This window comes from Pseudomonas sp. EA_35y_Pfl2_R5 (genome assembly GCF_963970805.1).
Lineage (GTDB): Bacteria > Pseudomonadota > Gammaproteobacteria > Pseudomonadales > Pseudomonadaceae > Aquipseudomonas.
The window spans coordinates 132,504-157,127 of the sequence record NZ_CAXAOW010000005.1 but is presented as its reverse complement, the minus strand read 5'-3'; the positions used below and the strand labels follow the sequence as shown (position 1 = coordinate 157,127).

The window sequence follows — 24,624 nt, the reverse complement described above, 5'->3', positions numbered from 1 at the left end:
CAACGACCAAAAATGGTCGGGGTAGGGGGATTCGAACTCCCGACATCCTGCTCCCAAAGCAGGCGCGCTACCGGACTGCGCTATACCCCGATGAACTACTGGCTCCGCGACCAGGACTCGAACCTGGGACCCAATGATTAACAGTCATTTGCTCTACCGACTGAGCTATCGCGGAACGATGGCGCGTATCCTACTGATTAGAAAGGGGAAGTCAATACCTGATCGACTTCCCCAAACGTTTAGAGAACGGCCGCGATGGCTTGAGTAACAGCTGGTAGGTTGCGCTGGTTCAGCGCGGCGACGCAGATACGGCCAGTGCTGACGGCGTAGATGCCGAACTCGGTTTTCAGGCGCTCGACCTGCTCGGCGGTCAGGCCCGAGTAGGAGAACATGCCGCGCTGCTGGGCGACGAAGCTGAAGTCGCGCTTGGCGCCGTGTTTTGCAAGCTGCTCGACCATGGCCATGCGCATGCCGCGAATGCGCTCACGCATGCCGGCTAACTCTTCTTCCCACAGAGCGCGCAGCTCAGGGCTGTTCAGCACGCTGGCAACCACAGTGGCGCCGTGGGTGGGCGGGTTGGAGTAGTTGGTGCGGATCACGCGCTTGGCTTGCGACAGCACGCGGCTGGCTTCGTCGTGGTTACCAGTGACGATGGACAGTGCGCCGACGCGTTCGCCGTACAGCGAGAAGGATTTGGAGAACGAGCTGGAAACGAAGAACGGGATGCCCGAGGCCGCAAACAGGCGCACGGCAAAGGCGTCCTGTTCAATACCGTCGCCAAAACCCTGGTAGGCGATGTCGAGGAACGGCACATGTTCACGCTCGCGCAGCACTTCCAGCACGGCTTTCCAATCGTCCAGCGACAGGTCGACGCCGGTCGGGTTGTGGCAGCAAGCGTGCAGCACGACAACCGAGCGGGCCGGCAGATTCTTCAGATCCTCGAGCATGCCGGCGCGGTTGATGCCGTGGCTGGCTGCGTCGTAATAACGGTAGTTGTGCACCGCGAAGCCGGCAGACTCGAACAGCGCGCGGTGGTTTTCCCAGCTCGGATCGCTGATTGCCACAACGGTATTAGGCAGCAGGCGCTTGAGGAAGTCGGCGCCGGTTTTCAGTGCGCCAGTGCCGCCAACGGCCTGGGTGGTGATCACCCGGCCAGCGGCAATCAGTTCGGAGTCGCTACCCAGGAGCAATTTCTGTACGGCGCTGTCGTAGGCAGCAATGCCTTCAATCGGCAGGTAGCCACGCGGGGCGTGGGCTTCAATGCGGGCTTTCTCGGCTTCGGCTACGGCGCGCAGCAGGGGGATGCGGCCTTCCTCGTTGTAGTAAACGCCCACGCCCAGGTTGACCTTGGTCGTACGGGTATCGGCGTTAAATGCTTCATTGAGGCCCAGGATGGGGTCGCGCGGAGCCATTTCGACGGCAGAGAACAGACTCATGGATGCGGCAGCTCTGAAGAGGAGAAGTTGGGTATCAGGCAACGCCCGGCTAGGGGTTGCGTAAGTCGGCCGGTAGTATACCGACGCATAACCTGTGCTGCGACAGCAGGCACACGCTTTTCACCGGTTTTGACGTAGGCTTTCAGGTCGCGTCACATCCGCTTGTCGAGGTCCGTCATGTCCGAGTTTCAATTGGTCACCCGTTTCCAGCCCGCCGGCGATCAGCCCGAGGCCATTCGGCAGATGGTCGAAGGCCTGGAAGCGGGCCTTTCGCACCAGACATTGCTCGGCGTAACGGGCTCGGGCAAGACCTTTTCCATCGCCAACGTGATCGCCCAGCTCCAGCGTCCGACCCTGGTGCTGGCGCCGAACAAGACCCTGGCCGCGCAGCTCTATGGCGAGTTCAAGAGCTTCTTCCCGAACAATGCGGTGGAGTATTTCGTTTCCTACTACGACTACTACCAGCCGGAAGCCTATGTGCCGTCCTCCGATACCTTTATCGAGAAGGATGCCTCGATCAACGACCATATCGAGCAGATGCGCCTGTCGGCGACCAAGGCGCTGCTGGAGCGGCCGGACGCGATCATCGTTACCACCGTGTCGTGCATCTACGGTCTGGGTAGCCCCGAGTCGTACCTGAAGATGGTTTTGCACGTCGATCGCGGCGACAAAATGGACCAGCGCGCCTTGCTGCGCCGCCTGGCCGACTTGCAATACACGCGCAATGACATGGATTTCGCCCGCGCGACCTTCCGCGTGCGCGGCGATGTGATCGATATATTTCCGGCAGAATCGGACCTGGAGGCCATTCGCATCGAGCTGTTCGATGATGAGGTGGAAAGCATCTCGGCCTTCGATCCGCTGACCGGCGAGGTGATCCGTAAGCTGCCGCGCTTTACCTTCTATCCCAAGAGTCACTATGTGACGCCGCGCGACGTGCTGCTGGAGGCGGTGGAGAAGATCAAGGTCGAGCTTGTTGAGCGTCTGGAGTACCTGCGCAGCAACAACAAGCTGGTGGAGGCGCAGCGTCTGGAGCAGCGCACCCGTTTCGATCTGGAGATGATTGTCGAACTGGGCTACTGCAACGGTATCGAAAACTACTCGCGCTACCTGTCCGGGCGCGGCCCTGGCGAGCCGCCGCCGACGCTGTATGACTATTTGCCGGACGAGGCGCTGCTGGTGATCGACGAATCCCACGTCTCGGTGCCGCAGGTCGGTGCGATGTACAAGGGCGACCGCTCGCGCAAAGAAACCCTGGTCGAATATGGCTTCCGCCTGCCTTCCGCGCTGGACAACCGGCCGATGCGCTTCGAGGAATGGGAGGCGGCAAGCCCGCAGACTATCTTCGTGTCTGCCACGCCGGGTAACTACGAGGCCGAGCATGCTGGACGGGTGATCGAGCAGGTGGTGCGGCCGACCGGTCTGGTCGACCCGCAGATCGAGGTGCGCCCGGCGCTGACTCAGGTCGATGATCTGCTGTCGGAAATCCACAAGCGCGTGGCCATCGAGGAGCGCGTGCTGGTCACCACCCTGACCAAGCGCATGGCCGAGGACCTGACCGATTACCTGGCTGATCACGGGGTCAAGGTGCGCTACCTGCACTCGGACATCGACACGGTGGAACGGGTCGAGATTATCCGTGACCTGCGTATCGGCGCCTTTGACGTGCTAGTGGGTATTAACCTGCTGCGCGAAGGCCTGGATATGCCGGAAGTGTCGCTGGTGGCGATTCTCGATGCCGACAAGGAAGGCTTTCTGCGCAGCGAGCGCTCGCTGATCCAGACCATCGGCCGCGCCGCGCGTAACCTCAACGGCCGGGCGATTCTCTATGCCGACCGTATGACCGGCTCAATGGAGCGTGCCATTGGTGAAACCGAGCGCCGGCGTAACAAGCAGATCGCCTTCAATGAAGCCAACGGCATTATCCCCAAGGGTGTATTCAAGGACGTGCAGGACATCCTCGAAGGCGCCACCGTGCCCGGCTCGCGCAGCAAGAAGCGCAAGGGCATGGCCCAGGCCGCCGAAGAAAGCGCGCGTTACGAGAACGAGCTGCGTTCACCGAGCGAGATCAGCAAGCGCATCCGTCAACTGGAAGAGAAGATGTACGCACTGGCCCGCGATCTGGAATTCGAGGCCGCGGCACAGCTGCGCGACGAGATTCAGAAACTGCGTGATCGACTGCTGCAGGTGTAATTGGCTGAATGTGGGAGGGCGTTGGGTGGGAGGGGCTTTAGCCGCGACAAGGAGACTGCTGTTTCGCGGCTAAAGCCCCTTCCACAGATACTGTTCAGCGACGGCCGAAGATAATCAGCACCACGCCGCCCAGGGTGATGCCGCACGCCACCATCGCCATCAGGCTCAGGCGCTCATCCAGCAGCAGGTAGCCCAGCAGCAACGCCACCACCGGGTTAACAAAGGCAAAGGTCGACACCAGGCTCGGCCGCACTTCGCGCAGCAGCCAGAAATACGCCGGGTACACGCCGAGGCTGACCGGCAGTATCAGGTATGCCAGCCACAGCCAGGCATTGCTGCTTATGGCGCGCAGATCCAGCGTCTGCCAGTCGCCGTGCCACAGGCCGAACAGCGCCAGCAGCAGTGCGCCGATCAGCATCTGCAGGCTCAACCCCAGCCAACTGGAGCGAAACGGCGGGCGTTGACGCATCAGCCAGGCACCGCCCGCCCAGAGCAGGGTGGCAAACACTACCAGTAGGCCGGCGAACCACTGCTCAATGGAAGCGCTGTGATCCAGGCCGTTATTCATCAGCAGCACGATCCCGCTGCAGGCCAGCGCCAGGCCACACATCACCCACAGCGGTGGGCGCTCGCCGAGCAGCCATTCCAGCGCCACGCTCCATAGCGGTAGGGTGGTGTAGAGCATCGCCAGCATGCCGGTCGGCAAATACTGGTTGGCGTAGATCAGCGCCCCCTGGCCGACCGCAATCAAGGCCAGGCTGCCGATCAGCACTCCGCCCCAGTCGCTGCGCTGCATGCGCAGTTGGCCGCTGAGTACCACCCAGGTCAGGGCGAGCAGGCCGGCAATCGAGAAGCGTAGGCAGCCGATGATAAAGGGCGGTACTTCCTGCAGGAGAAAGTGGTTGGCCAGGTAGGTGGTGCCCCAGCCGATATAGATAGTGGCAAAGGCGACGATCAGCAGCAGGCTGCGGGTGCGTGATGGGGTTGGCATGGCGATCTGAGTTAACGAGGGCAGGGCGGGGCCTAGAAAAGCGGCAAGGCCCGCAGTAGAGGGCGTCAGTCTAAGCCGGCTGGTGGTGTTGTCCAGACTGCTGCGCACTACAAGATGCCGTGTGCGCCCGCTTTCGCTGAAATAGCCGCGCTGGCTGGAGCCGGTGGCGGCCAGCCTGTTAATATCGCGGGCTTGAAAGATTGCCCGTTGCACATTCTCTGAGAGCCGCCATGACCACCGTTCGTACCCGTATCGCGCCGTCGCCCACCGGTGATCCGCACGTAGGCACCGCCTATATCGCCCTGTTCAACCTGTGCTTTGCCCGTCAGCACGGTGGCGAATTTATCCTGCGTATCGAAGATACCGATCAAGTGCGCTCGACCCGCGAGTCGGAACAGCAAATCTACGACGCCCTGCGCTGGCTGGGTATCGAGTGGAGCGAAGGCCCGGACGTCGGCGGCCCGCATGGCCCGTATCGGCAGAGTGAGCGTGGGCATATCTACCAGAAATACAGCGCCGAGCTGGTGGAGAAGGGCCATGCCTTCCACTGCTTCTGCAGCGCCGAGCGCCTGGACAAGCTGCGCGCCGAGCAGATGGAAGCTAAGCAGACGCCGCGTTACGACGGCCATTGCATGCATCTGTCTGCTCAAGAGGTGCAGCAGCGCCTGGCCGCTGGTGAGCCGAACGTAGTACGTATGAAGGTGCCGAGTGAAGGCGTATGCGTGGTGCCGGATATGCTCCGTGGCGAAGTGGAGATCCCATGGGATCGGATGGACATGCAGGTGTTGATGAAGACCGATGGTCTGCCCACTTACTTCCTGGCCAACGTGGTGGATGACCACCTGATGGGCATCACCCACGTGCTGCGCGGCGAAGAGTGGCTGCCGTCAGCGCCCAAACTGATTCTGCTGTACGAGTACTTCGGCTGGGACAAGCCGCAGCTGTGCTATATGCCGCTGCTGCGTAACCCGGACAAGAGCAAGCTGTCCAAGCGCAAGAACCCGACTTCAATCACCTTCTACGAGCGTATGGGCTTCTTGCCCCAGGCGATGCTCAATTACCTCGGCCGCATGGGTTGGTCGATGCCGGACGAGCGCGAGAAATTCAGCCTCGACGAGATGGTCGCGCACTTCGACATCAGCCGGGTGTCGCTGGGTGGGCCGATCTTCGATCTGGAGAAACTGTCCTGGCTCAACGGTCAGTGGATGCGCGAGCTGAGCGTCGAAGAGTTCGCCGCCGGTGCGCAGAAATGGGCCTTCAACAGCAACTACCTGATGCAGATCGCCCCGCACGTACAGGGCCGGGTGGAAACCTTTAGCCAGATCGCGCCATTGGCCAGCTTCTTCTTCGCCGGTGGAGTAGCCCCGGATGCTGCGCTGTTCGAGCACAAAAAGCTCTCGGCTGAGCAGGTGCGTCAGCTGATGCAGTTGATCCTGTGGAAGCTCGAAGCGCTGCGTCAGTGGGAAAAAGACAAGATCACCGGCTGCATCCAGGCGGTGGTCGAGCATCTGGAATTGAAGCTGCGTGATGCCATGCCGCTGATGTTTGCCGCCGTCACCGGGCACGCCAGCTCCGTATCGGTGTTGGATGCCATGGAAATTATCGGCCCAGACCTCACTCGCTTCCGTCTGCGTCAGGCTATCGAGCTGCTCGGTGGTGTGTCGAAGAAAGAGAACAAAGAGTGGGAGAAGCTGTTGGCGGCCATCGCCTAAGAGCCTCCTTCGGATCTGCTGCGCGTCGGCGATATTGCGTTAAAAATGGCCTCGGAATGCTCATTTACAGTCCGTAAACTCCGCTTCCTCGGCCATTTTTGCCTTGTCTCGCTCTAGCTCGCGAGCTCAGAAGCAGGTTCTAAGCCGCTAAATGCGCCGTCCGGCCGTCGATTTGACGTGCCGGGATGGGGTAAGTGGTTGTTCTGTCAGCATAAAGAATGCTGGTGCAGGTAAAAATTTTGTTGACAGGTGCGGGGCGCGCTCTTAACATGCGCCCCGTCCTTGAGATGGGGCTATAGCTCAGCTGGGAGAGCGCTTGCATGGCATGCAAGAGGTCAACGGTTCGATCCCGTTTAGCTCCACCATCTTCAAAGCCGCAAGGCTTGCCACAATCAGCTTTTGTAGCTGGTTGGTTGTAGAAGGGTTACGTCCCCTTCGTCTAGTGGCCTAGGACACCGCCCTTTCACGGCGGTAACAGGGGTTCGAGTCCCCTAGGGGACGCCAGTATCAAAAAGCAGTGCTGGTTTGGGCTGTGAGCCGAGAGGCGATAAATCTGGGGGTATAGCTCAGCTGGGAGAGCGCTTGCATGGCATGCAAGAGGTCAACGGTTCGATCCCGTTTATCTCCACCAATTTTGCAGTAGCAGTAACTGCCACGGGGCCAGCGTAAAGCTGGCCTTGTTCTTCGAAGGTTTCGTCCCCTTCGTCTAGTGGCCTAGGACACCGCCCTTTCACGGCGGTAACAGGGGTTCGAGTCCCCTAGGGGACGCCATTTTTGCCCGCTCTGCGGGATTTTAAAGGGCCATTCATTATTGAATGGCCCTTTTGTTTTTATGGCCTGCCATCCCTGACGCCCACCCTGCGGGCCCGTCGCTACGCGACGTTAAAAATTGCTCGGGGCAGTTTTTCTACCTCCTGAAGATTATTTCTCTAGCCGATCAGTGGTTGCCCTTGGCGCTTGCTTAATTGTATTACGCCTATAATATTGCAGTCATAATATTACGGAGGCTGACATGAGCAAGAAGAAGGCGCAAACCCGCGAACGCATCCTGGCCGTTGCCAGTAGGGCGTTGTTGCAGCGTGGTCCGGCTGAGCCCAGTGTGGGCGAGGTGATGGGCGCGGCTGGCCTGACGGTAGGCGGCTTCTATGCGCATTTCGAGAGCAAGGATGCGCTGATGCTGGAGGTGTTTCAGCAGATGCTCTGTCAGCGTCGGGAGAGGGTCGCGCAGCTTGATCCGGCTTTGCCTGTTCACGAGCGTCGAGTGTTGTTGGCGGCCTTCTATCTATCGCGCAAGCACCGCGATGCCAACGAGCAGGGCTGCCCGTTGCCCAGCTCGGTCGGCGAGCTGGCGCGTATGCCGGACGGTTTTCGCGGCGTGCTGGCTGAGCATGTCGAACTGATGACGGCGCAGCTGGCGGGCAGTCCTGAAGAGGCTGGTCAGGCGCTGGCCGATATCGCCTTGATGGTCGGAGGGCTGGCGCTGGCACGCGCGTTGGGCCCCGGTGAGTTGTCTGATCGAGTCTTGCGTGCCGCTAAATCGGCAATCGTCTGAGGATATGGCAATGAATAGCATGAGCTGGGTTCGTGGTTTCAACGCATCAATTGGTCTACTGGCGCCGCATGCTCTGGCCAGCAGGCTGCGCCGGGAGTTTATGACGCCGCACACCTTGCCGCCGCGTGATTGGGAACTGCCGCTGCTGGCGCAGGCCGAGCGCATCACCCTGCGCTTTGGTTTGTCAGCACTGCGTTGGGGCAGCGGACCGGCTGTGTTGCTGATGCATGGCTGGGAAGGGCGCCCGACGCAGTTCGCCGAGCTGATCAAGGCCCTGGTCAATGCCGGTTATGGCGTGGTGGCGCTGGATGCGCCAGCTCACGGTCGTTCGCCTGGGCGTGAGGCCAATGTGGTGCTGTTTGCCCGCGCCTTGCTGGAGGCCGCCAGCGAATTGCCGCCGCTGAAAGCGGTGATTGGCCATTCCATGGGCGGCGCCAGCGCCTTGCTGGCCACCCAGTTGGGCTTGCGCACCGAGGCGCTGGTGAGCATTGCCGCACCCAGCCGGATTCTGACCATGCTGCGACGCTTCTCGCGCTATATGGGGCTGCCTCGCCAGGCGCGCGCGCACTTTGTCCGACTGGTCGAGGAGAAAGCCGGGATTCCCGCTGGGCAGCTGGATAGCGCGCACTACCAGCTGGATTTCCCTGGATTGGTCGTGCATGCGCTGGACGATCCGATGGTGCCGTTCAGCGAGGCTGAATCGATTCATCAGAGCTGGTTTGACAGCCGCCTGCTGCGCCTGGAAAGCGGCGGACATCAGCGTGTATTGGCTGATCCGCGGGTACTGCAGGCGGTGCTGGAGCTATTGAAGTCGCTAAATCAGACATCGCCCAAGGCGCTGGCCTCGTAACCGATAACCTTGTTACGCCCGGCGGCCTTGGCCCGATACAGCGCCTGATCGGCGTGGCGTAGCAGCTGCTCACGATCACTGCCGATATCTGGAATCAACGCATAGACGCCAATGCTCAGGCTTAGGTCGATGCTCAGGTCTTGGTACGTACAGGGGTGACTGGTCAGGTCGGCGCGCAGCTGCTCTGCCAGATCCAGCGCGCCAGATTGATCGGTATCGCAGAGCACGGCGGCAAACTCTTCGCCGCCGAAGCGTACCAGCAGGTCGTTGCTGCGCATGCGCTGCTGCATGCGCAGTGCCGCGTGCTGCAAGCAGGCGTCGCCAACCAGGTGGCCGTGCTGGTCGTTGACCTTCTTGAAGTGGTCCAGGTCCATCATCAGCATGGCGAGCGGCCGTTGGCTGCGTTTGGCCTGGGCGAGCATGCGCTCCAGTTCTTCGTTGAGCACCTGGCGATTAAATAACCCGGTCAGGCTGTCGCGGCGGCTGAGTTCGGCCAACTGGCGGTTGGCGGTAGAAAGCTCCTGCAGAGCGTGCTGCAAGGATGCAGTGCGCTCTGCCACACGGGCCTCCAGGCCTTCGTTGATCTGTTTTTGCAGGTCGAGGCTCTTGGCCTGTTCCAGTCGCAGTTCGTGCTCGTTGGCGTATAGCTGCTCTTGAGCCTGTTGCTGGGCATGTTGCGCCAGGCGGATACGTGAGCCGAGGGCAATCGAGAAGATCACCAGTTCAAACAGGCTGCCAATCTGCTGGGCATGCAGGGTCAGCAGGGAGTTGGCGATGATCCCGGTGCCGCTGAGGATGCTGAACAGGCTGGCCAGAATCAGGGCTGACCAACCCAGGGCAAATAACTTGGCTGGCTGATAGCCGTCGCGCCAGCGCAGTAGGGTGAACAGGCAGGCGAATACGGCGCAAACCACCACCAGGACAAAACTGCCAATCAGGGCGACGGTGTAGGGCGCGCAGAAGGCCAGCACGATCACCAGCACGCTGCACGCCATCAGTGCCCGACAGATCCAAGTGTAGGCTGCGGGCCCGGTCTTGAGATCGAGCACGCCATAGGTAAAGAGGATGCCGAACAGCGTCGCCAGGGCTGAACTAAGCGGGAAGCTCAGCTGATGCCAGGCCAACGCTTGCGGCCATAGCCACTGCAAGGCAAATCCCAGCTGGATAAATTGGTAGAAGCTGAAACAGGCGACGAACAGGCTGTACCACAGGTAGTTGCGGTCGCGGGTGATGACGAAGATCGACAGGTTGTAAATCAGCATCACCAGCAGTGCGCCGAAGAACAGTCCTTGCAACAGCAGCATGCGCTGCTCGTAGTGGGTGAAGCCTTCGTTGCTCATCAGGCTGGCGCTGAGGTTGGCCGAGCCGTTGGTCTGCATGCGCAGGATCAGCTCGCGCTCTTCCCCAGGTGCCAAGCTGAATGGCAGCACCAGCTGGCGATGATTGACCCAGCGCTCATCGAAGGGGCGTTGATCGCCGGCGCGATACACCCGTTCGCCATCCAGGCCGTAGGCATCCAGATAGTCGAGCAGCGGGTTGCCGATCAGCAATACCCAGTCGATCACCTCTGCCGCCGGGTTGTGCAGGCTGAAGCGCAGCCAGTAGGCATGTTTGCTGTAGCCGAAACTGGCGTCGCGGCGTGCCACCGGTTGCCAGGCTGATTCAGGAAGCTGGCGAACGCTGTGGATATCGGCAAGGCCCTCAGGGTCTGCCCATACGTGTATCACCGGGCCCGGCAGCAGAGGCGCGTCGCTGGCCACCAGAGACAGGCTAGTTGCCTGCCCTAGTGTGGGGAGCAACAGCAGCAGAAGTACGCGCAGCAACACAATCAAAAGAGGCATTCCATGGCAAGGATGTTGGCGGATACGGCAAAGGTGCATTATTGCGCGGCCTTATGACATACCGATAGCTTAGCCGTGGTTGCTTATGAGCCAAAATTTGCTGCATTGCCATGTCACGCGCGACGTTTGACTGCAGCGCTGGCTGCCGATTGGCCAGTGCATATCTATTGGGCACCCTGAGCTGATACTAAGGTCCACTGCATAGCGGCTCTACAGCGATAAAAGCAGGCGTTAAGCCGTTACACTGCAAACCTTGTACCTCGCCAATAAAGGGAGCCGTTATGTTGCATCCGGTTGTTGAGCAGGTTACCGCCGCACTGCAAAGGCGCTCGGCCAAGCGCCGCGAGCGCTACCTACAGCGCCTGGCATTGGCGGCTGCGCGCACCACCGGCAAGGCTCTGAGCTGCTCCAACCTGGCCCATGCTCTGGCCGCACAACCTGATGAAGCGCGGCTGATCATGAAGCAGGGCGGCTCGCCGCACGTCGCGATCATTTCCAGCTATAACGACCTGCTCTCGGCCCACGCGCCGCTCAGGGACTATCCAGAGCGCCTGAAACTGGCGCTGGCCAAGGCCGGCGCGACCTCGCAGTTCGCCGCCGGGGTGCCGGCCATGTGTGATGGTATTACCCAGGGCGAGGGCGGCATGCAGTTGTCGCTGTTTTCCCGTGACCTGATTGCCCAGGCCGCTGCCATCGGCCTGACCCACGGCATCTTTGACGGTGCGTTGTACCTCGGTGTGTGCGACAAAATCGTTCCCGGATTGCTCATCGGCGCACTGCATTTCGGCCATCTGCCGGCGGTGTTTGTACCGGCGGGGCCCATGCAATCGGGGCTGCCGAACAAGGAGAAAGCTGCAATCCGCCAGCGTTATGCCCGTGGCGAAGCCAGCCGCGACGAACTGCTGTCCGCCGAGTTGGCTGCCTACCATCAGGCCGGCACCTGCACCTTTTACGGCACCGCCAATACCAATCAGCTGCTGATGGAAGCCATGGGCCTGCACGTGCCGGGCAGTGCCTTTATCCACCCCTACACGCCGCTGCGCGATGCCATGACCGATGAGGCCGCGCGCCTGGTGGCGCACAACAGCCGTCAGGGTGAGCGCTATTTGCCGGTTGGCCAGCAGATTGATGCCCGGGCGCTGATCAACGCGGTGGTGGCCTTGCTCGCCAGTGGCGGTTCGACCAACCACACCCTGCACCTGCCAGCCATTGCCCGGGCTGCTGGTTATGAATTGAACTGGGATGATTTCGCTGCGCTGTCCAAGGTAGTGCCGCTGCTGGCGCGTGTTTATCCCAATGGCGCGGCGGATGTGAATCAGTTTCAGGCTGCTGGCGGCCCGGCCTGGCTGCTGCGTGAGCTGCTCGGCGCCGGCCTGCTGCATGACGATGTCGCCACTGCGGCCGGGCATGGTTTACGCGCCTACACCCGCGAGCCCTGGCTGGATGGCGAGCGCCTGGCCTGGCGCGATCTGCCGGCGCAGAGCCCGGCGCCGGATATTGTCCGGTCAGCGGCCGAGCCGTTTGCCGAGGAGGGAGGGCTTGTACTGCTGGCGGGTAACCTGGGCCGTGCCATCCTGAAAACTTCGGCGGTAGACCTGGCATTCTGGAAGATCCGCGCCCAGGCCCGGATCTTCGACTCGGAAGCGGCCGTGCAGGCGGCCTACAGCGCGGGTGAGCTGCAAGGTGACCTAGTGCTGGTTGTGCGCTTCCAAGGCCCACAAGCCAATGGTATGCCCGAACTGCACAAACTGATGCCGCTGTTGGCCAATTTGCAACAAGCCGGCCAGCGTGTCGCGTTGATTACCGATGGGCGCATGTCCGGTGCTTCCGGGCAGGTTTCTAGCGCCTTGCACTTGACCCCGGAGGCAGCCGCTGGCGGCGCTCTGGCGCGCTTGCAGGACGGCGACTGGCTGGTGCTAGATGCGCAGCAGGGGCTGCTGCAGGTGGAGCTGAGCGCACAGCAACTGGCTGCACGTCCGCTGGCGTCTGCCGGTTCTGAGCTGGAATTGGGTTATGGTCTGGAAATGTTTGCGGCGCAGCGCCGTCTGGTCGGTTCGGCTGAGCAGGGCGCCAGCAGCTTGTTTGAAGACTGAAAGCGAAGATTGAATCTTGATAGCGGGGAGCAAGGCATGAGCCTGACGATGGATGGGGTGCTGCAACAGGCCCGCCCGGTATTGCCGGTGTTGGTGATCGAAGATATCAGCCTGGCGGTGGACCTGGCTCGTGCGCTGCACGCTGGCGGCATTCGCGTGCTGGAAGTGACCCTGCGCACCCCCGGTGCCCTGGATGCGCTTGCAGCCATGCGCAAGGAGCTGCCGGACCTACTGGTGGGTGCCGGTACCCTGATTCATGCCGAGCAGTTTATTGAGGCTCGCGACGCCGGTGCGCAGTTTGCCGTCAGCCCCGGTTGCACCGAGCGCCTCGCGTCGGCGGCAGAGGATTCTGGTCTGCCATATCTGCCAGGGGTGATGACGCCCTCAGAAGTGCTGCTGGCGCTGGAGTACGGTTATCGCTCGCTGAAGCTATTTCCGGCCGATGGGGCCACCAGTATCAAGATGCTCAAGAGCTTCAAGGGGCCGTTCACCGGTATTCGCTTTTGCCCAACCGGTGGAGTAACCCCAGATAACCTGCTGGGCTTTCTACGCCTGCCTAACGTGGCCTGCGTCGGCGGCACCTGGATCGCGCCAAGCAACCTGGTGCGCGCTCGTGCCTGGGATCAAATCACCCAGCTGGCGGCCGAGGCACGGGCTCTGGCTGGCAGCCTGGAGCAATCGGCATGAGCTGGGATCTGAGTAACCCCTTTGTTATCAATATCCAAGTAACAGCGGACGATATCGACGGTCTCGGCCACGCCAATAACGCGGTGTATGTTAGCTGGCTGGAACGTTGTGCCTGGCGGCATTCGCAGTTTCTGGGCCTGGATCTGGCGGAGTATCGTCGCCTTGACCGTGCCATGGCCGTGCTGCGTCATGAAATCGATTACTTGGCTAGCGCCTATGAGGACCAGCAACTGCAAATGGCTACCTGGATTGTCGAATCTGATCAGCGTCTGAAGATGGATCGACGTTTTCAGCTTATTCGCCCGGAGGATGGCGTCACCCTATTGCGGGCGAAAACCACCTTTGTCTGCATCGAGCTATCCAGTGGCAAGCCAAAGCGCATGCCGCCAGAGTTTGTCGACGGTTACGGTGTGGCGCTGCAGCCGGTGTTTCCCATGGAGCTCTGAGTCAGAGTTATTCCTGTAGCTGCGGTGCCAGGAACAACGCGTCGTTGTCGAGCATCACTTGGTACTGCCGACTTTCGCCGGGTTCAAGGAGGATTGACTGACCGCTGGCCAGATCGTCGGGCGTACACCCCCCCGCAGTTATCAGTTTGGCTCTGAGGTAGTGAGTGCCCGCAGGTATATCCAGGCTTATCGAGTCACCGACCTGTAGTTGTGCCACGGTTTTTTCTTCCAGTTGCAGCTCCACATCGCAGGTTTCTGGAACCTTCTCATCACGACCGATGATCAGCTGTGCCATCTTTGCGGCGGTATCTGCTGCGGGTTCTTGCGTGGCGGGTTCTGCATGGCTTAGGCCAAGGCTCAGGTACAGGCAGCCAAGCAATAGCAGGGTGCGCATGATCGTCTCCAGAACAGTCGATGGTCTGGATGTGGACTCCTCGAGACGGACGGTGTTCCATTTTACTGACGCCCCGGGCGGTTGCCCGCGTACACTGCGCAGCGTTTTTTCGAGAGCTTGTTTATGCAGATCGCCTTGGCACCCATGGAGGGGCTGGTCGACGAAATACTCCGTGATGTGCTGACCCGGGTCGGCGGCATTGACTGGTGCGTGACCGAATTTATCCGTGTGACCGAGCGGGTGTTGCCCGCTAGTACCTACCAAAAACTCGCCCCCGAACTGTTCAGTGGCGCGCAAACGGCCGCCGGTACGCCGCTGCGCGTGCAGTTCCTCGGCTCCGATCCGGCCTGCCTGGCGGATAACGCGGCGTTTGCCTGCACTCTGGGTGCGCCGGTAATTGACCTCAACTTCGGTTGCCCCGCCAAGACGGTGAACAAATCCCGTGGCGGCGCGGTGCTGCTCAAGGAGCCAGAGCTGCTTCACGCTATCGTTCGTGAGGTGCGCCGTGCGGTGCCGGCGGCCATTCCGGTAACGGCGAAGATGCGCCTGGGTTTTGATCACAAGGATTACGCCCTGGAGTGTGCCCAGGCCCTGGCCGATGGCGGCGCAGCGCAGATCGTGGTGCATGCACGTACCAAGGTTGAAGGCTACAAGCCGCCGGCGCATTGGGAGTGGGTGGCGCGTGTGCAGGAGGCAGTTAAGGTGCCAGTATTCGCCAATGGCGAGATCTGGACCCTGGATGACTGGCGGCGTTGCCGTGAGGTCAGCGGCGTTGAGGACATCATGCTGGGTCGCGGTCTGGTGGCGCGCCCGGACTTGGCCCGGCAGATCGTCGCTGCCAAGACTGGGCAGGATGTGGTGCCGATGAGCTGGGCTGAATTGCAGCCGCTGCTGGTAGATTTCTGGCTGCAGGCACGGCGCAAGATGTCGCCACGCTATGCGCCGGGGCGGCTTAAACAGTGGTTGGCGATGCTGACCCGCAGCTACCCCGAAGCCACCGAGCTGTTTAACCTGCTGCGCCGTGAAAGCGATTGCCTGCGTATTGATGGTCTGCTCGGTATCGATTTTGCCGACTCCGGGCGCGTCGAACAGGCCAGCGCCTGAGCGTTTCCTCTCAGTTCGTAGGGTGGATCACGCTGCACCGATCCACCATGTTCTCGACATTTGGTGGATGAAAAAGCGCCATTTACCCTACGTGCTGTTTTTAACGCAGCAGGGCCGACGCGCAGCAGATCGTAAATAGGTTCTCAGCGCCCGCCGCTAACATCCAGCAGTGCCCCGCTGGTGTAGGAGGCCTGCTCGCTGGCCAGCCAGAGAACCGCCTCGGCCACTTCACTGGCCAGGCCTCCGCGGCCCATCGGTACACTCGGGCTGACCCTGGCGACTCGCTCTGGCTCGCCGCCACTGGCGTGAATCTCAGTCTCAATCACTCCAGGGCGCACCGCGTTAACGCGAATGCCATCGGCCGCCACTTCCTTGGCCAAGCCCAGGGTCATGCTATCGATGGCGCCTTTGGCCGCTGCGTAGTCGATATATTCACCCGGTGCGCCAAGCCGCGCGGCCACCGAGGACAGGTTGATGATGGCGCCGCCGTCGCCGCCCTGGCGCGTTGACATGCGTTTGATCGCTTCTCGGCAACAGAGAAAACTGCCGAACACATTGGTGGCGAACACCCGTTGCCAGCGTGCCAGCTCCATCTGTTCAAGGCACATCTGGGTTTCCAGTATGCCGGCGTTGTTGACCAATACATCGAGGCGGCCGAAGTGCTGGTCGAGACTGGCGAACAGCCCCATCACCTGAGCTTCGTCTGCTACGTCGGCCTGCACGGCGATGGCCTGGCCGCCGGCCTGGGTGATTTCCTCAACCAGCGCTTGCGCCGCTGCCTGTTGCCGGTGGTAATTCAGGCACAACGCGTAACCCTGGGCGGCCGCCAGCCTGGCAGTGGCGGCGCCAATACCGCGGCTAGCGCCGGTGATCAGCATGACTTTCTCCATCGCCATATCCTCTCTGTAAGAAATTTTTGCAGAGGCTTGAAATCTACCTGACTAGCCACATTTTCAGTCATGCGGGATGCCGAAGTCGGGTTCCGCGATTAACCACTCGCTGAAATTCAGGAGATTTAAATCATGAGCACCGCATTTTCCATGACCCCGCTGTTCCGTCAGTCCGTTGGCTTCGACCGTTTCAATGACCTGTTCGAGTCGGCTATGCGCAACGAGGCGGGTAGTAGCTATCCCCCCTACAACGTCGAGAAGTATGCCGACGACCAATACCGCATTGTGGTCGCGGCGGCGGGTTTCCAGGACGACGATCTGGAGCTGCAGGTCGAGCGCGGCGTGCTGACCGTGACCGGCGGCAAGCGCGACACCAGCGCTGAGAACGTCACCTATTTGTACCAGGGTATTGCCCAGCGAGCGTTCAAACTGTCGTTCCGTCTGGCCGATCATATCGAGGTCAAGTCCGCCAGCTTGGTCAACGGCCTGCTGAATATCGACCTGGTGCGCATCGTGCCGGAAGAGGCCAAGGCCAAGCGCATTCCAATTGGGGCCGGGCGTACTGTCCTGCAAAGCTAAGCGGCCGCGTTGTAACAACAAGGGCACCTGCGGGTGCCCTTGTTGTTTTACAGCTGCGTCGGCGTGTGGTTGTCGTGCAGCAACTGGCGGAACTGCTCCAGCGGCACCGGCCGGCTGAACAAGTAACCCTGGTAGTGATGGCAGTCCTGTAGTTGGAGGAACTCCAGTTGGTCGGTTTGCTCGACGCCTTCGGCAATCATGTCCAAGCCCAGGCTGCGGGCCATGGCGACGATGGCGCGGATAATTTCCGCATCGTTAGCATCGAGGGTGGCGTCGCGGACGAAGGACTGGTCGATCTTCAGCACATCCACCGGCAGGCGTTTGAGATAAGTCAGTGAGCTATAGCCGGTGCCAAAATCATCCATGGCGAAGGTCACGCCGTGGCGCTTGAGGCGATTCATTTTGGCGATGGTGTCTTCGATGTTCTGGATCACGATGCCTTCGGTGATTTCCAGCTTGAGCATGTGCGGCGGCAGGTGACTGCTGGCGAGGCAGCGTTCCACCAGCTCGACAAAGTCACTCTGGCGGAACTGTCGCGGGCTGATGTTCACGCACAGGCTGAACTGCGAGACGCTGACCATACCCTGCTCAAGCAGCTGAGCGCAGGCGTGGCAGGCTTCGGCGAGCACCCAGCCGCCGACTTCGAGAATCAGCCCACTTTCTTCGAGTACATGGATAAACAGTGCCGGTGATTGCGCGCCCAGGGTCGGGTGCATCCAGCGCAGCAGAGCTTCGGCTCCAATAATCTGGTTGTTGCGCGCATCCACCTGGGGCTGGAAGTGCAGCTCGAACTCGCCCCTTGCCAGGGCCAGGCGCAGGTCGTTCTCCAGGCGCAGGCGTTCGCTGGCGGCCTTCTGCATGGTGTTGCGAAACAACTGAATGCAGTTGCGGCCCGAATCCTTGGCACGGTAAAGCGCAATATCGGCGCGCTTGAGCAGGTCCGAAGGGGTGTCGCCATGGTCGGGGATCAAGGCGATGCCGATGCTTGGAGTGACTTGCAGCTGATGGCCGTCGAGCTGCATCGGTTCGGCGAGCAGGTGGCGCAGTTTTTCCGCCACGGCGCGGACCTGCTGGACCACTTTTGAGCGTTTGCCTTCCAGGCCGGAAATCAGTACGACGAATTCGTCGCCTCCCAGGCGCGCCACGGTATCTTCCTGGCGCACGCTGGCTTCAAGGCGTGCGGTGACCAGCTTGAGCACCGCGTCACCGACCGGGTGGCCGAGCGAGTCATTGATGTGCTTGAAGTGGTCGAGGTCGATAAACAGCAGGGCGCCGCGCAGTTCATGGCGCCTGAGCAGGGATATCTGCTGAGTCAGACGGTCGAGCAGCAGGGCACGGTTGGGCAGGTTGGTCAGTGAGTCGTGGTAGGCCAGATGCTGCACCTGAGCCTGGACTGCCTTGAGTTCACTGATATCGCGGGCGGTGAGCAGCAGGCAGGGTGTGCTGTTGAGTTCGATGGGTTCGACCGACACCTCGACCAGTTTGACTGTGCCATCGCGGTGCTTGCCGTGCATTTCCATGTGGTAGACATGCCCGTCGCGCTGCAGCTTCTGCACCATCAAATCGCGCTCAGACAGGTCCGCCCAGACATTGAGTTCCATGGCGCTGCGGCCGATTACCTCGTTGATGTTGTAGCCGGTCAGGCGGCCGAAGCCTTCGTTGACTTCGATATAGCGGCCCGTATCACGCTCGGTAATGGTGATGGCGTCGGGGCTGGAGTGGAACGCCAGAGCGAACTTCTCCTGGCTGGCCTGCAGTGCAGCCTGGGCTTTCTGCCGCTCGCTGATATCGCGGAAGGTGGTGAGGATGCAGCGCTGGTTATTCAGCGTCATCGGCCTGGATGAGACCACGCAGGTGATCACTCGGCCGTGTTTATCCAGGTAATCGGCCACTTCGTTGTCCAGGCCTTGGTCGTGCTCAAGCTTGCTAAACAACTCGGTACGTACTTCAAGGTCAGCCCAGAAGTTCAGGTCGGTCATCCGCCGGCCGATCACCTCGTCGGGTTGCCAGCCAAAGGTCTGACTGAAACTTGCGTTGATCTCCACCGCCACGCCGTCAGGCAGAGTCGTCAAGGCAATAGGGTCGGGGCTGGCCTGGAACAGGCTGGCAAATTTTGCCTCTGAGGCGGCGAGGCTTTGTTCGCGGCGCACCCGTTCGCTGATATCGATAAGAATCCCGGCCATGCGTTCGGGCTTACCCTCTGCATCGCGGTAAAGCTTGGCGGTGCTTTCCAGATAGTGCACATCCTTGTTGCTGTAAACCGCCCGGTAGGTGACCTGGTAATCCTCGGTCAGACCCAACGCCAGGTTATTGAAATGCTTACGCATGGCGCGGCGATCTTCTAGCGGAACAAAACTAAAGAACTTGCGGAAGTCGTCATGGAAGGGCTCGTCCGCTAGGCCATGCAGTTTCGAAGCGCGTGCCGAGCCGAACAGCATATTGCTGGGGATATGCCAGTCCCAGGTGCCAAGATCAGCCGAGTCCAGGGCCAGGTTGAGGCGCTCCTGGCTGTCGTGCAGGGCTTGCTCCTGCTGGCGTTGCTGGGTGATATCGCGAAGCGACAGGACCAGGCAGGTCACGCCCTCAAGGGTGATTTCGCCGCCGAACAGCTGGTTGAGGCGCAGGCTGCCATCGCGGTGATAGAGGCTGACTTCCAGGCCATTGAGCGCGTTGTTGTATAGCGCGTCGATCATCCGCTGGCGGTCGCTGGCGTGGGCCCATATGCCCATATCGGTTGAGGTACGGCCAAGGGTCTCGCTGCTATGCCAGCCAAACTGGCGCTCAAAGCCGGCATTGACCTCGATAAAACGCCCACTGGCCTTGTCGGTGATAACCACTGCATCCGGGCTGTAGTTGAACGCCTTGGCGAATTTCTCCTCGCTGCTGCGCAGCGCCTGTTCGCGAGTTTGTTGGTTGCTGATATCGCGAATGACGCCCATCACCCGCTGTTTGCCGTCGGCATCCAATTGCAGGCTGCCGCTGATTTCAAGCCAATGTAGGCTGCCGTCTGGCCAGAAGATGCGGTGGCGAAAGGCGCGTGTACTCGGGGTGCCGGCGAGCAGCTGCTCGAATAGTTGCAGGACGCCAGCGCGGTCTTCCTCGGGGATCAGCTCGATATAGTTGATCTGTTTGCGCAGCGGTTGCCTGGGGTCTAGGCCGAACAACGCTTGTGCACCGCGTGACCAACTGACCCGACCGCTTTCGATGTCCCAATACCAGGTGCCCAGTTTGGCACCGTTGAGGGCGCGTAGCAGACGAGGGGCGTCGTTCCAGGTGCTTTCGAATTCGGCAGGGTCCAGTGCCGGGATATACGGCAGTGGCGGACGGCGATCACTGGATTTAGCCACGACCAACTCTTCCTTTGTATACGTGGGTTTCCTGGCCTGTGGCTGAGCAGCGGGGCTGAGTCATGCAGAAACCTTTCTTATCGTTATGAGCTCACGTTAGCCCTTAGTTGCTGGCCATTGCAAGGCCATCACGCTGGGCATCCAGCAGGTTCATAAAGGCCCGCGCAGCGTTGGAAAGAGTGCGTTCGGTGTGACTGATATAACCCAGCTGACGGGTTAACTGAATGCCCGGTAGCGGCAGGCGCGCCACCTGTTCGTCGAGCATGGTACGTGGTAGCACGCTCCAGGCCAGGCCGATGGAAACCATCATCTTGATGGTTTCCAGGTAGTTGGTGCTCATGGCGATATTCGGTGTCAGCCCCTGGGCCTCAAACAGGCGCCGCACAATATGGTGGGTAAAGGTATTGCCACCGGGAAAGACCGCCGGGTGATGGGCCACATCGGCCAGGCTGATCGCTTTGCTGCGGGCTAGCGGGTGCTCGGGGGCGGCGACGAAATCCAGCGGATCATCCCACACGGCCACTGCATGCACCGGCTCGCGGTTTTCCGGCGCCAGGGTGATTACCGCCAGCTCGGCGCGGCCATGCAGCACTTCTTCATAAGCCACTTCCGAGTCGAGAAACTGGATATCCAGCGCCACCTGTGGGTGCGCCCGGGTAAAGGCGCGCAGCAGCGGCGGCAAGCGATGCAGGCCTATATGGTGACTGGTTGCGAGGGTCAGGCGACCGCTGATCTCGCCATTCAGGTTGGTCAATGCGCGGCGCGTATCATCGAGCACATTGAGTATTTGGTAGGCCCGCGGCAGTAGGGCGCGGCCGGCCTCGGTCAGGCTGACCTCGCGGCCCAGGCGGTCGAACAGGCGCACACTCAGCTGCTGCTCCAGGCTGGCGATGCGTTTACTCACCGCCGGTTGTGTTAGATGCAGGCGTTCAGCCGCCTCGGAGAAGCTGCCCAGCTCGGCGATAGCAATAAAGGCATTGAGGGTGGCGAGATCCATAGGGCTGCTCCTGGCGATGGGCGACGTGCAGTATGCGTAACTTAAATGCACTTGCATTCCAATGAGGAATGCTTTGAATGAAAAATATGAATTTGAGTAATTTAATGCAAGCCCATAGGATTACCCCATAAGCCAAAGGGCTATTTGCCCAGGCATAGAAACAGGTTGATGAGGGATAGCGGATGGCCGGCAAAACGCTGTACGACAAGCTCTGGGAAATGCACGAAGTGAAGCGCCGCGACGATGGCTCGTCGCTGATCTACATCGACCGGCATATCCTTCACGAAGTGACCTCGCCGCAGGCCTTTGAGGGCTTACGTCTGGCCAGCCGCAAACCGTGGCGCATCGACGCCAACATCGCCACCCCAGACCACAACGTGCCGACCACCAAGGCCGAGCGTCAGGGCGGCCTTGAGGCCATCGCTGATGAAGTCTCGCGGATTCAGGTGCAAACCCTGGATGAGAACTGTGATGACTTCGGCATCCTCGAATTCAAGATGAACGACATTCGCCAGGGCATCGTCCACGTGGTTGGCCCTGAGCAGGGTGCGACCTTGCCGGGCATGACCGTGGTCTGCGGCGACTCGCATACCTCGACCCATGGCGCATTCGGCGCGCTGGCCCACGGCATCGGCACTTCCGAGGTCGAGCATGTGCTGGCGACCCAGTGCCTGGTGGCGAAGAAGATGAAGAACATGCAGGTGCTGGTCGAAGGCAAGCTGCCGTTCGGCGTGACCGCCAAGGACATCGTGCTTGCGGTGATCGGCAAGATTGGCACCGCCGGCGGTAATGGCCACGCGCTGGAGTTTGCGGGTAGCGCGATCCGCGACCTGTCGCTGGAAGGGCGCATGACCATCTGCAATATGTCCATCGAAGCCGGCGCCCGCGTGGGCCTGGTGGCGGTGGATGAGAAAACCATCGCCTACGTCGAGGGCCGCCCGTTTGCTCCGAAAGGTGCCGATTGGACCGCCGCCGTGGCGCAGTGGCAGGACCTGGTGTCGGACGCTGATGCGCATTTCGACACCGTGGTCGAATTACGTGCCGAAGACATCAAGCCGCAAGTCAGCTGGGGTACTTCGCCGGAAATGGTGCTGGCCGTGGATCAGAACGTGCCGGACCCGGCCGCCGAAAGCGACCCAGTAAAGAAAGATTCGATTACCCGTGCCCTGAAATACATGGGTTTGCAGGCCAATCAGGCGATTACCGATATCCAGCTGGATCGCGTGTTTATTGGCTCCTGCACCAACTCGCGCATTGAAGACCTGCGTGCCGCCGCCGAGGTAGCCAAGGGCCGCAAGGTCGCCAGCACCATCAAGCAGGCGATGGTGGTACCGGGCTCAGGCCTGGTCAAAGCCCAGGCGGAACAGGAAGGTTTGCACCACATCTTTATCGAAGCCGGTTTTGAATGGCGCGAGCCGGGCTGCTCCATGTGCCTGGCGATGAACCCAGACAAACTCGGCAGCGGCGAGCATTGCGCCTCTACCTCGAACCGTAACTTCGAAGGCCGTCAGGGCGCTGGTGGGCGTACCCATCTGGTCAGCCCAGCCATGGCTGCTGCTGCTGCCGTAACTGGCCGCTTTATCGATGTGCGTGAATTGATTCAGGCCTGAGGACTCGACTATGAAAGCCTTTACCCAACACACCGGCCTGGTCGCTCCACTGGAGCGCGCCAACGTTGATACCGATCAGATCATCCCCAAACAGTTCTTGAAGTCGATCAAGCGCTCAGGTTTCGGCCCGAACCTGTTCGATGAGTGGCGTTATCACGATATTGGCCAGCCGAATCAGGACAATTCCAAGCGTCCGGTCAATCAGGACTTCGTGCTGAACTTTCCACGTTACCAGGGTGCCAGCGTGTTGCTGGCGCGGGAGAACTTCGGTTGCGGTTCATCCCGCGAGCACGCGCCATGGGCGCTTGAGGAATACGGTTTCCGCACGATCATCGCGCCGAGCTTTGCCGACATCTTCTTCAACAACAGTTTCAAGAACGGCCTGCTGCCGATCATCCTCAAGGAAGATGAGGTCGATGCGCTGTTCCAACAGGCTGAAGCCACCGTTGGTTATCAGCTGACTGTCGACCTGGCCGCGCAGACCGTCACCCGCCCCGATGGCGTGCAGTACCGCTTTGAGGTCGATGCCTTCCGCAAGCATTGCCTGCTCAATGGCCTGGACGATATCGGCCTGACCTTGCAGGACAGTGAGGCGATCAAGGCCTTTGAAAACACTTATCAGCAGCGCAGCCCCTGGCTGTTCGGCGCCGTCAAGTAATACATCAGGGTAGGGTGGGTCGGGACGCGCAGTTGGCGCTTTATCCATCCACCTTGCGCAGTTTCGGTGGATGAAAAAAGCGTCATCCACCCTACGGATAGATTGAGGATGCAATGAGCAAACAGATTCTGATTCTCCCCGGCGACGGTATCGGCCCAGAAATCATGGCCGAAGCAGTCAAAGTGCTGGAGCTGGCCAACGACAAGTACAGCCTGGGTTTCGAGCTGAGCTTCGATGATCTGGGTGGCGCGGCCATCGACCGTTATGGCGTGCCGCTGGCTGACGAAACCCTGGCGCGTGCCAAGGCTGCTGACGCCATTCTGCTGGGCGCTGTCGGTGGCCCAAAGTGGGACGCGATTGACCCGGCGATCCGTCCGGAGCGTGGCCTGCTGAAGATTCGCTCGCAGCTGGGTCTGTTCGGTAACCTGCGTCCGGCGATCCTATATCCGCAACTGGCTGATGCTTCCAGCCTCAAACGCGAAATTGTTGCCGGTCTGGACATCCTCATTGTGCGTGAGCTGACTGGCGGCATCTACTTCGGCAGCCCACGCGAGAGCAAGGTGCTGGAAAACGGCGAGCGCATGGCCTACGACACCCTGCCGTACAGCGAGAGTGAAATCCGCCGTATCGCCCGCGTCGGTTTCGACATGGCCATGGTCCGTGGCAAGAAGCTCTGCTCGGTGGACAAGGCCAACGTGTTGGCCTCCAGCCAGCTCTGGCGCGCGGTGGTTATTGAAGTAGCCAAGGATTATCCGGACGTCGAACTCAGCCATATGTACGTCGACAACGCTGCGATGCAGCTGGTGCGTGCGCCGAAGCAGTTTGACGTGATGGTTACCGACAACATGTTTGGCGACATCCTCTCGGATGAGGCTTCCATGCTCACCGGCTCCATCGGCATGCTGCCGTCCGCGTCCTTGGATGCCAATAACAAAGGCATGTACGAGCCATGTCACGGCAGTGCGCCGGACATCGCCGGGCAGGGCATCGCCAATCCGCTGGCAACCATTCTCTCGGTGTCGATGATGCTGCGTTACAGCTTCAACCAGACAGCTGCGGCCGATGCCATCGAACTGGCCGTGAGCAACGTATTGGATCAGGGTCTGCGCACCGGTGATATCCATAGCGCCGGTACGACCAAGGTCGGTACAGCAGCAATGGGTGATGCAGTAGTCGAAGCGTTGCGCAATCTGTAATCTTTCTGGCCCGCCGGAGGTCTCCGGTGGTCAGCTTATATAGGTGTA

General features: G+C 60.6%; 19 protein-coding genes and 6 tRNA genes. 16 read left to right on the top strand and 9 right to left on the bottom strand.

Translation table 11 applies throughout. The features are described from left to right. Positions 1-13 precede the first annotated feature (13 nt). From AACX99_RS12005 to AACX99_RS11995, 3 genes are all read right to left on the bottom strand, one after another. Positions 14-90, bottom strand: a tRNA-Pro gene (locus AACX99_RS12005). Positions 91-99: 9 nt separating this feature from the next. After that, positions 100-175 (bottom strand) — tRNA-Asn (locus AACX99_RS12000). 64 nt (positions 176-239) lie between these two features. Beyond that, the gene (locus tag AACX99_RS11995) at positions 240-1,436 is read right to left on the bottom strand and encodes an amino acid aminotransferase (protein WP_339412062.1); all 1,197 of its coding nucleotides are present in this window, start codon (positions 1,434-1,436) and stop codon (positions 240-242) included. A 177-nt stretch (positions 1,437-1,613) separates the two neighbouring features. On the opposite strand from AACX99_RS11995, the gene uvrB reads away from it, so the two are divergent. Continuing rightward, positions 1,614-3,629 carry an excinuclease ABC subunit UvrB gene (gene uvrB, locus AACX99_RS11990; protein WP_339412060.1) on the top strand — a complete coding sequence of 672 codons (2,016 nt, stop codon included), beginning with the start codon at positions 1,614-1,616 and terminating at the stop codon, positions 3,627-3,629. Positions 3,630-3,723: 94 nt separating this feature from the next. Here uvrB and AACX99_RS11985 read toward each other — a convergent pair whose 3' ends face one another. After that, a complete protein-coding gene (locus tag AACX99_RS11985; protein WP_339412058.1) occupies positions 3,724-4,620 on the bottom strand; it encodes an EamA family transporter in 897 nt (298 codons plus the stop codon). 230 nt (positions 4,621-4,850) lie between these two features. Between AACX99_RS11985 and gltX the strand changes: the two genes are divergently transcribed. The 7 genes from gltX to AACX99_RS11950 all read left to right on the top strand — a co-directional run bounded on the left by gltX (position 4,851) and on the right by AACX99_RS11950 (position 8,734). Continuing rightward, complete coding sequence (gene gltX / locus AACX99_RS11980) at positions 4,851-6,332, top strand: glutamate--tRNA ligase (protein WP_339412057.1); 1,482 nt, start codon at positions 4,851-4,853, stop codon at positions 6,330-6,332. A 289-nt stretch (positions 6,333-6,621) separates the two neighbouring features. Further along, a tRNA-Ala gene (locus AACX99_RS11975) sits at positions 6,622-6,697 on the top strand. Between the two features lie 63 nt (positions 6,698-6,760). After that, a tRNA-Glu gene (locus AACX99_RS11970) sits at positions 6,761-6,836 on the top strand. A 51-nt stretch (positions 6,837-6,887) separates the two neighbouring features. Then, positions 6,888-6,963 (top strand) — tRNA-Ala (locus tag AACX99_RS11965). 64 nt (positions 6,964-7,027) lie between these two features. Continuing rightward, positions 7,028-7,103: transfer RNA gene (locus AACX99_RS11960), tRNA-Glu, on the top strand. Between the two features lie 241 nt (positions 7,104-7,344). After that, a complete protein-coding gene (locus AACX99_RS11955; RefSeq protein WP_339412056.1) occupies positions 7,345-7,884 on the top strand; it encodes a TetR/AcrR family transcriptional regulator in 540 nt (179 codons plus the stop codon). A gap of 10 nt (positions 7,885-7,894) precedes the next feature. Continuing rightward, a complete protein-coding gene (locus tag AACX99_RS11950) occupies positions 7,895-8,734 on the top strand; it encodes an alpha/beta fold hydrolase (RefSeq protein ID WP_339412055.1) in 840 nt (279 codons plus the stop codon). On the opposite strand, the gene AACX99_RS11945 is transcribed toward AACX99_RS11950, so the two are convergent. Continuing rightward, positions 8,704-10,575, bottom strand: coding sequence for a sensor domain-containing diguanylate cyclase (locus tag AACX99_RS11945; RefSeq protein ID WP_445261864.1), 1,872 nt, complete (start codon positions 10,573-10,575; stop codon positions 8,704-8,706). The two genes, AACX99_RS11950 and AACX99_RS11945, sit on opposite strands and share 31 nt — an antisense overlap. A gap of 284 nt (positions 10,576-10,859) precedes the next feature. Between AACX99_RS11945 and edd the strand changes: the two genes are divergently transcribed. From edd to AACX99_RS11930, 3 genes are read left to right on the top strand one after another with little or no spacing between them, the layout of a single operon-like run. Beyond that, a complete protein-coding gene (edd, locus tag AACX99_RS11940; protein ID WP_339412224.1) occupies positions 10,860-12,668 on the top strand; it encodes a phosphogluconate dehydratase in 1,809 nt (602 codons plus the stop codon). Positions 12,669-12,704: 36 nt separating this feature from the next. Then, positions 12,705-13,355 (top strand): bifunctional 4-hydroxy-2-oxoglutarate aldolase/2-dehydro-3-deoxy-phosphogluconate aldolase, encoded by a 651-nt coding sequence (locus AACX99_RS11935; RefSeq protein ID WP_339412053.1) that lies wholly within the window; start codon positions 12,705-12,707, stop codon positions 13,353-13,355. Continuing rightward, on the top strand, positions 13,352-13,801 hold the full coding sequence (locus tag AACX99_RS11930) for an acyl-CoA thioesterase (RefSeq protein WP_339412051.1): 450 nt from the start codon (positions 13,352-13,354) through the stop codon (positions 13,799-13,801). The genes AACX99_RS11935 and AACX99_RS11930 overlap by 4 nt, the downstream gene beginning before the upstream one ends. 7 nt (positions 13,802-13,808) lie before the next feature. Here the strand turns inward: AACX99_RS11930 and AACX99_RS11925 are convergent, their stop codons facing one another. After that, a complete protein-coding gene (locus tag AACX99_RS11925) occupies positions 13,809-14,195 on the bottom strand; it encodes a hypothetical protein (protein ID WP_339412049.1) in 387 nt (128 codons plus the stop codon). A gap of 123 nt (positions 14,196-14,318) precedes the next feature. On the opposite strand from AACX99_RS11925, the gene AACX99_RS11920 reads away from it, so the two are divergent. Continuing rightward, a complete protein-coding gene (locus AACX99_RS11920; RefSeq protein ID WP_339412048.1) occupies positions 14,319-15,299 on the top strand; it encodes a tRNA dihydrouridine synthase in 981 nt (326 codons plus the stop codon). Between the two features lie 143 nt (positions 15,300-15,442). Here the strand turns inward: AACX99_RS11920 and AACX99_RS11915 are convergent, their stop codons facing one another. Further along, positions 15,443-16,189, bottom strand: coding sequence for an SDR family oxidoreductase (locus AACX99_RS11915; protein WP_339412047.1), 747 nt, complete (start codon positions 16,187-16,189; stop codon positions 15,443-15,445). Positions 16,190-16,321: 132 nt separating this feature from the next. Between AACX99_RS11915 and AACX99_RS11910 the strand changes: the two genes are divergently transcribed. Further along, positions 16,322-16,768 carry an Hsp20 family protein gene (locus tag AACX99_RS11910; RefSeq protein ID WP_339412046.1) on the top strand — a complete coding sequence of 149 codons (447 nt, stop codon included), beginning with the start codon at positions 16,322-16,324 and terminating at the stop codon, positions 16,766-16,768. Between the two features lie 47 nt (positions 16,769-16,815). Here AACX99_RS11910 and AACX99_RS11905 read toward each other — a convergent pair whose 3' ends face one another. Both AACX99_RS11905 and AACX99_RS11900 read right to left on the bottom strand, forming a co-directional pair. Continuing rightward, the gene (locus tag AACX99_RS11905; RefSeq protein WP_339412045.1) at positions 16,816-20,115 is read right to left on the bottom strand and encodes a PAS domain S-box protein; all 3,300 of its coding nucleotides are present in this window, start codon (positions 20,113-20,115) and stop codon (positions 16,816-16,818) included. Between the two features lie 103 nt (positions 20,116-20,218). Beyond that, a complete protein-coding gene (locus AACX99_RS11900; RefSeq protein WP_339412043.1) occupies positions 20,219-21,112 on the bottom strand; it encodes a LysR family transcriptional regulator in 894 nt (297 codons plus the stop codon). Between the two features lie 182 nt (positions 21,113-21,294). Here AACX99_RS11900 and leuC point away from each other — a divergent pair, with 182 nt between their 5' ends. The 3 genes from leuC to leuB all read left to right on the top strand — a co-directional run bounded on the left by leuC (position 21,295) and on the right by leuB (position 24,576). Then, positions 21,295-22,722, top strand: coding sequence for a 3-isopropylmalate dehydratase large subunit (gene leuC / locus AACX99_RS11895; protein WP_339412041.1), 1,428 nt, complete (start codon positions 21,295-21,297; stop codon positions 22,720-22,722). A 10-nt stretch (positions 22,723-22,732) separates the two neighbouring features. Further along, entirely contained in the window at positions 22,733-23,380 is a 648-nt protein-coding gene (gene leuD, locus AACX99_RS11890; RefSeq protein ID WP_339412039.1) for a 3-isopropylmalate dehydratase small subunit, read from the top strand. Between the two features lie 113 nt (positions 23,381-23,493). Next, the gene (leuB, locus tag AACX99_RS11885; protein ID WP_339412037.1) at positions 23,494-24,576 is read left to right on the top strand and encodes a 3-isopropylmalate dehydrogenase; all 1,083 of its coding nucleotides are present in this window, start codon (positions 23,494-23,496) and stop codon (positions 24,574-24,576) included. The last annotated feature ends 48 nt before the right edge of the window (positions 24,577-24,624 follow it).

Coding starts and splice junctions, on each gene's coding strand:
- AACX99_RS11995 (WP_339412062.1), bottom strand. CDS start 1,436: ATGAGTCTGTTCTCTGCCGTCGAAATGGCTCCGCGCGACCCCATCCTG.
- uvrB (WP_339412060.1), top strand. CDS start 1,614: ATGTCCGAGTTTCAATTGGTCACCCGTTTCCAGCCCGCCGGCGATCAG.
- AACX99_RS11985 (WP_339412058.1), bottom strand. CDS start 4,620: ATGCCAACCCCATCACGCACCCGCAGCCTGCTGCTGATCGTCGCCTTT.
- gltX (WP_339412057.1), top strand. CDS start 4,851: ATGACCACCGTTCGTACCCGTATCGCGCCGTCGCCCACCGGTGATCCG.
- AACX99_RS11955 (WP_339412056.1), top strand. CDS start 7,345: ATGAGCAAGAAGAAGGCGCAAACCCGCGAACGCATCCTGGCCGTTGCC.
- AACX99_RS11950 (WP_339412055.1), top strand. CDS start 7,895: ATGAATAGCATGAGCTGGGTTCGTGGTTTCAACGCATCAATTGGTCTA.
- AACX99_RS11945 (WP_445261864.1), bottom strand. CDS start 10,575: ATGCCTCTTTTGATTGTGTTGCTGCGCGTACTTCTGCTGCTGTTGCTC.
- AACX99_RS11935 (WP_339412053.1), top strand. CDS start 12,705: ATGAGCCTGACGATGGATGGGGTGCTGCAACAGGCCCGCCCGGTATTG.
- AACX99_RS11930 (WP_339412051.1), top strand. CDS start 13,352: ATGAGCTGGGATCTGAGTAACCCCTTTGTTATCAATATCCAAGTAACA.
- AACX99_RS11925 (WP_339412049.1), bottom strand. CDS start 14,195: ATGCGCACCCTGCTATTGCTTGGCTGCCTGTACCTGAGCCTTGGCCTA.
- AACX99_RS11920 (WP_339412048.1), top strand. CDS start 14,319: ATGCAGATCGCCTTGGCACCCATGGAGGGGCTGGTCGACGAAATACTC.
- AACX99_RS11915 (WP_339412047.1), bottom strand. CDS start 16,189: ATGGAGAAAGTCATGCTGATCACCGGCGCTAGCCGCGGTATTGGCGCC.
- AACX99_RS11910 (WP_339412046.1), top strand. CDS start 16,322: ATGAGCACCGCATTTTCCATGACCCCGCTGTTCCGTCAGTCCGTTGGC.
- AACX99_RS11900 (WP_339412043.1), bottom strand. CDS start 21,112: ATGGATCTCGCCACCCTCAATGCCTTTATTGCTATCGCCGAGCTGGGC.
- leuC (WP_339412041.1), top strand. CDS start 21,295: ATGGCCGGCAAAACGCTGTACGACAAGCTCTGGGAAATGCACGAAGTG.
- leuD (WP_339412039.1), top strand. CDS start 22,733: ATGAAAGCCTTTACCCAACACACCGGCCTGGTCGCTCCACTGGAGCGC.
- leuB (WP_339412037.1), top strand. CDS start 23,494: ATGAGCAAACAGATTCTGATTCTCCCCGGCGACGGTATCGGCCCAGAA.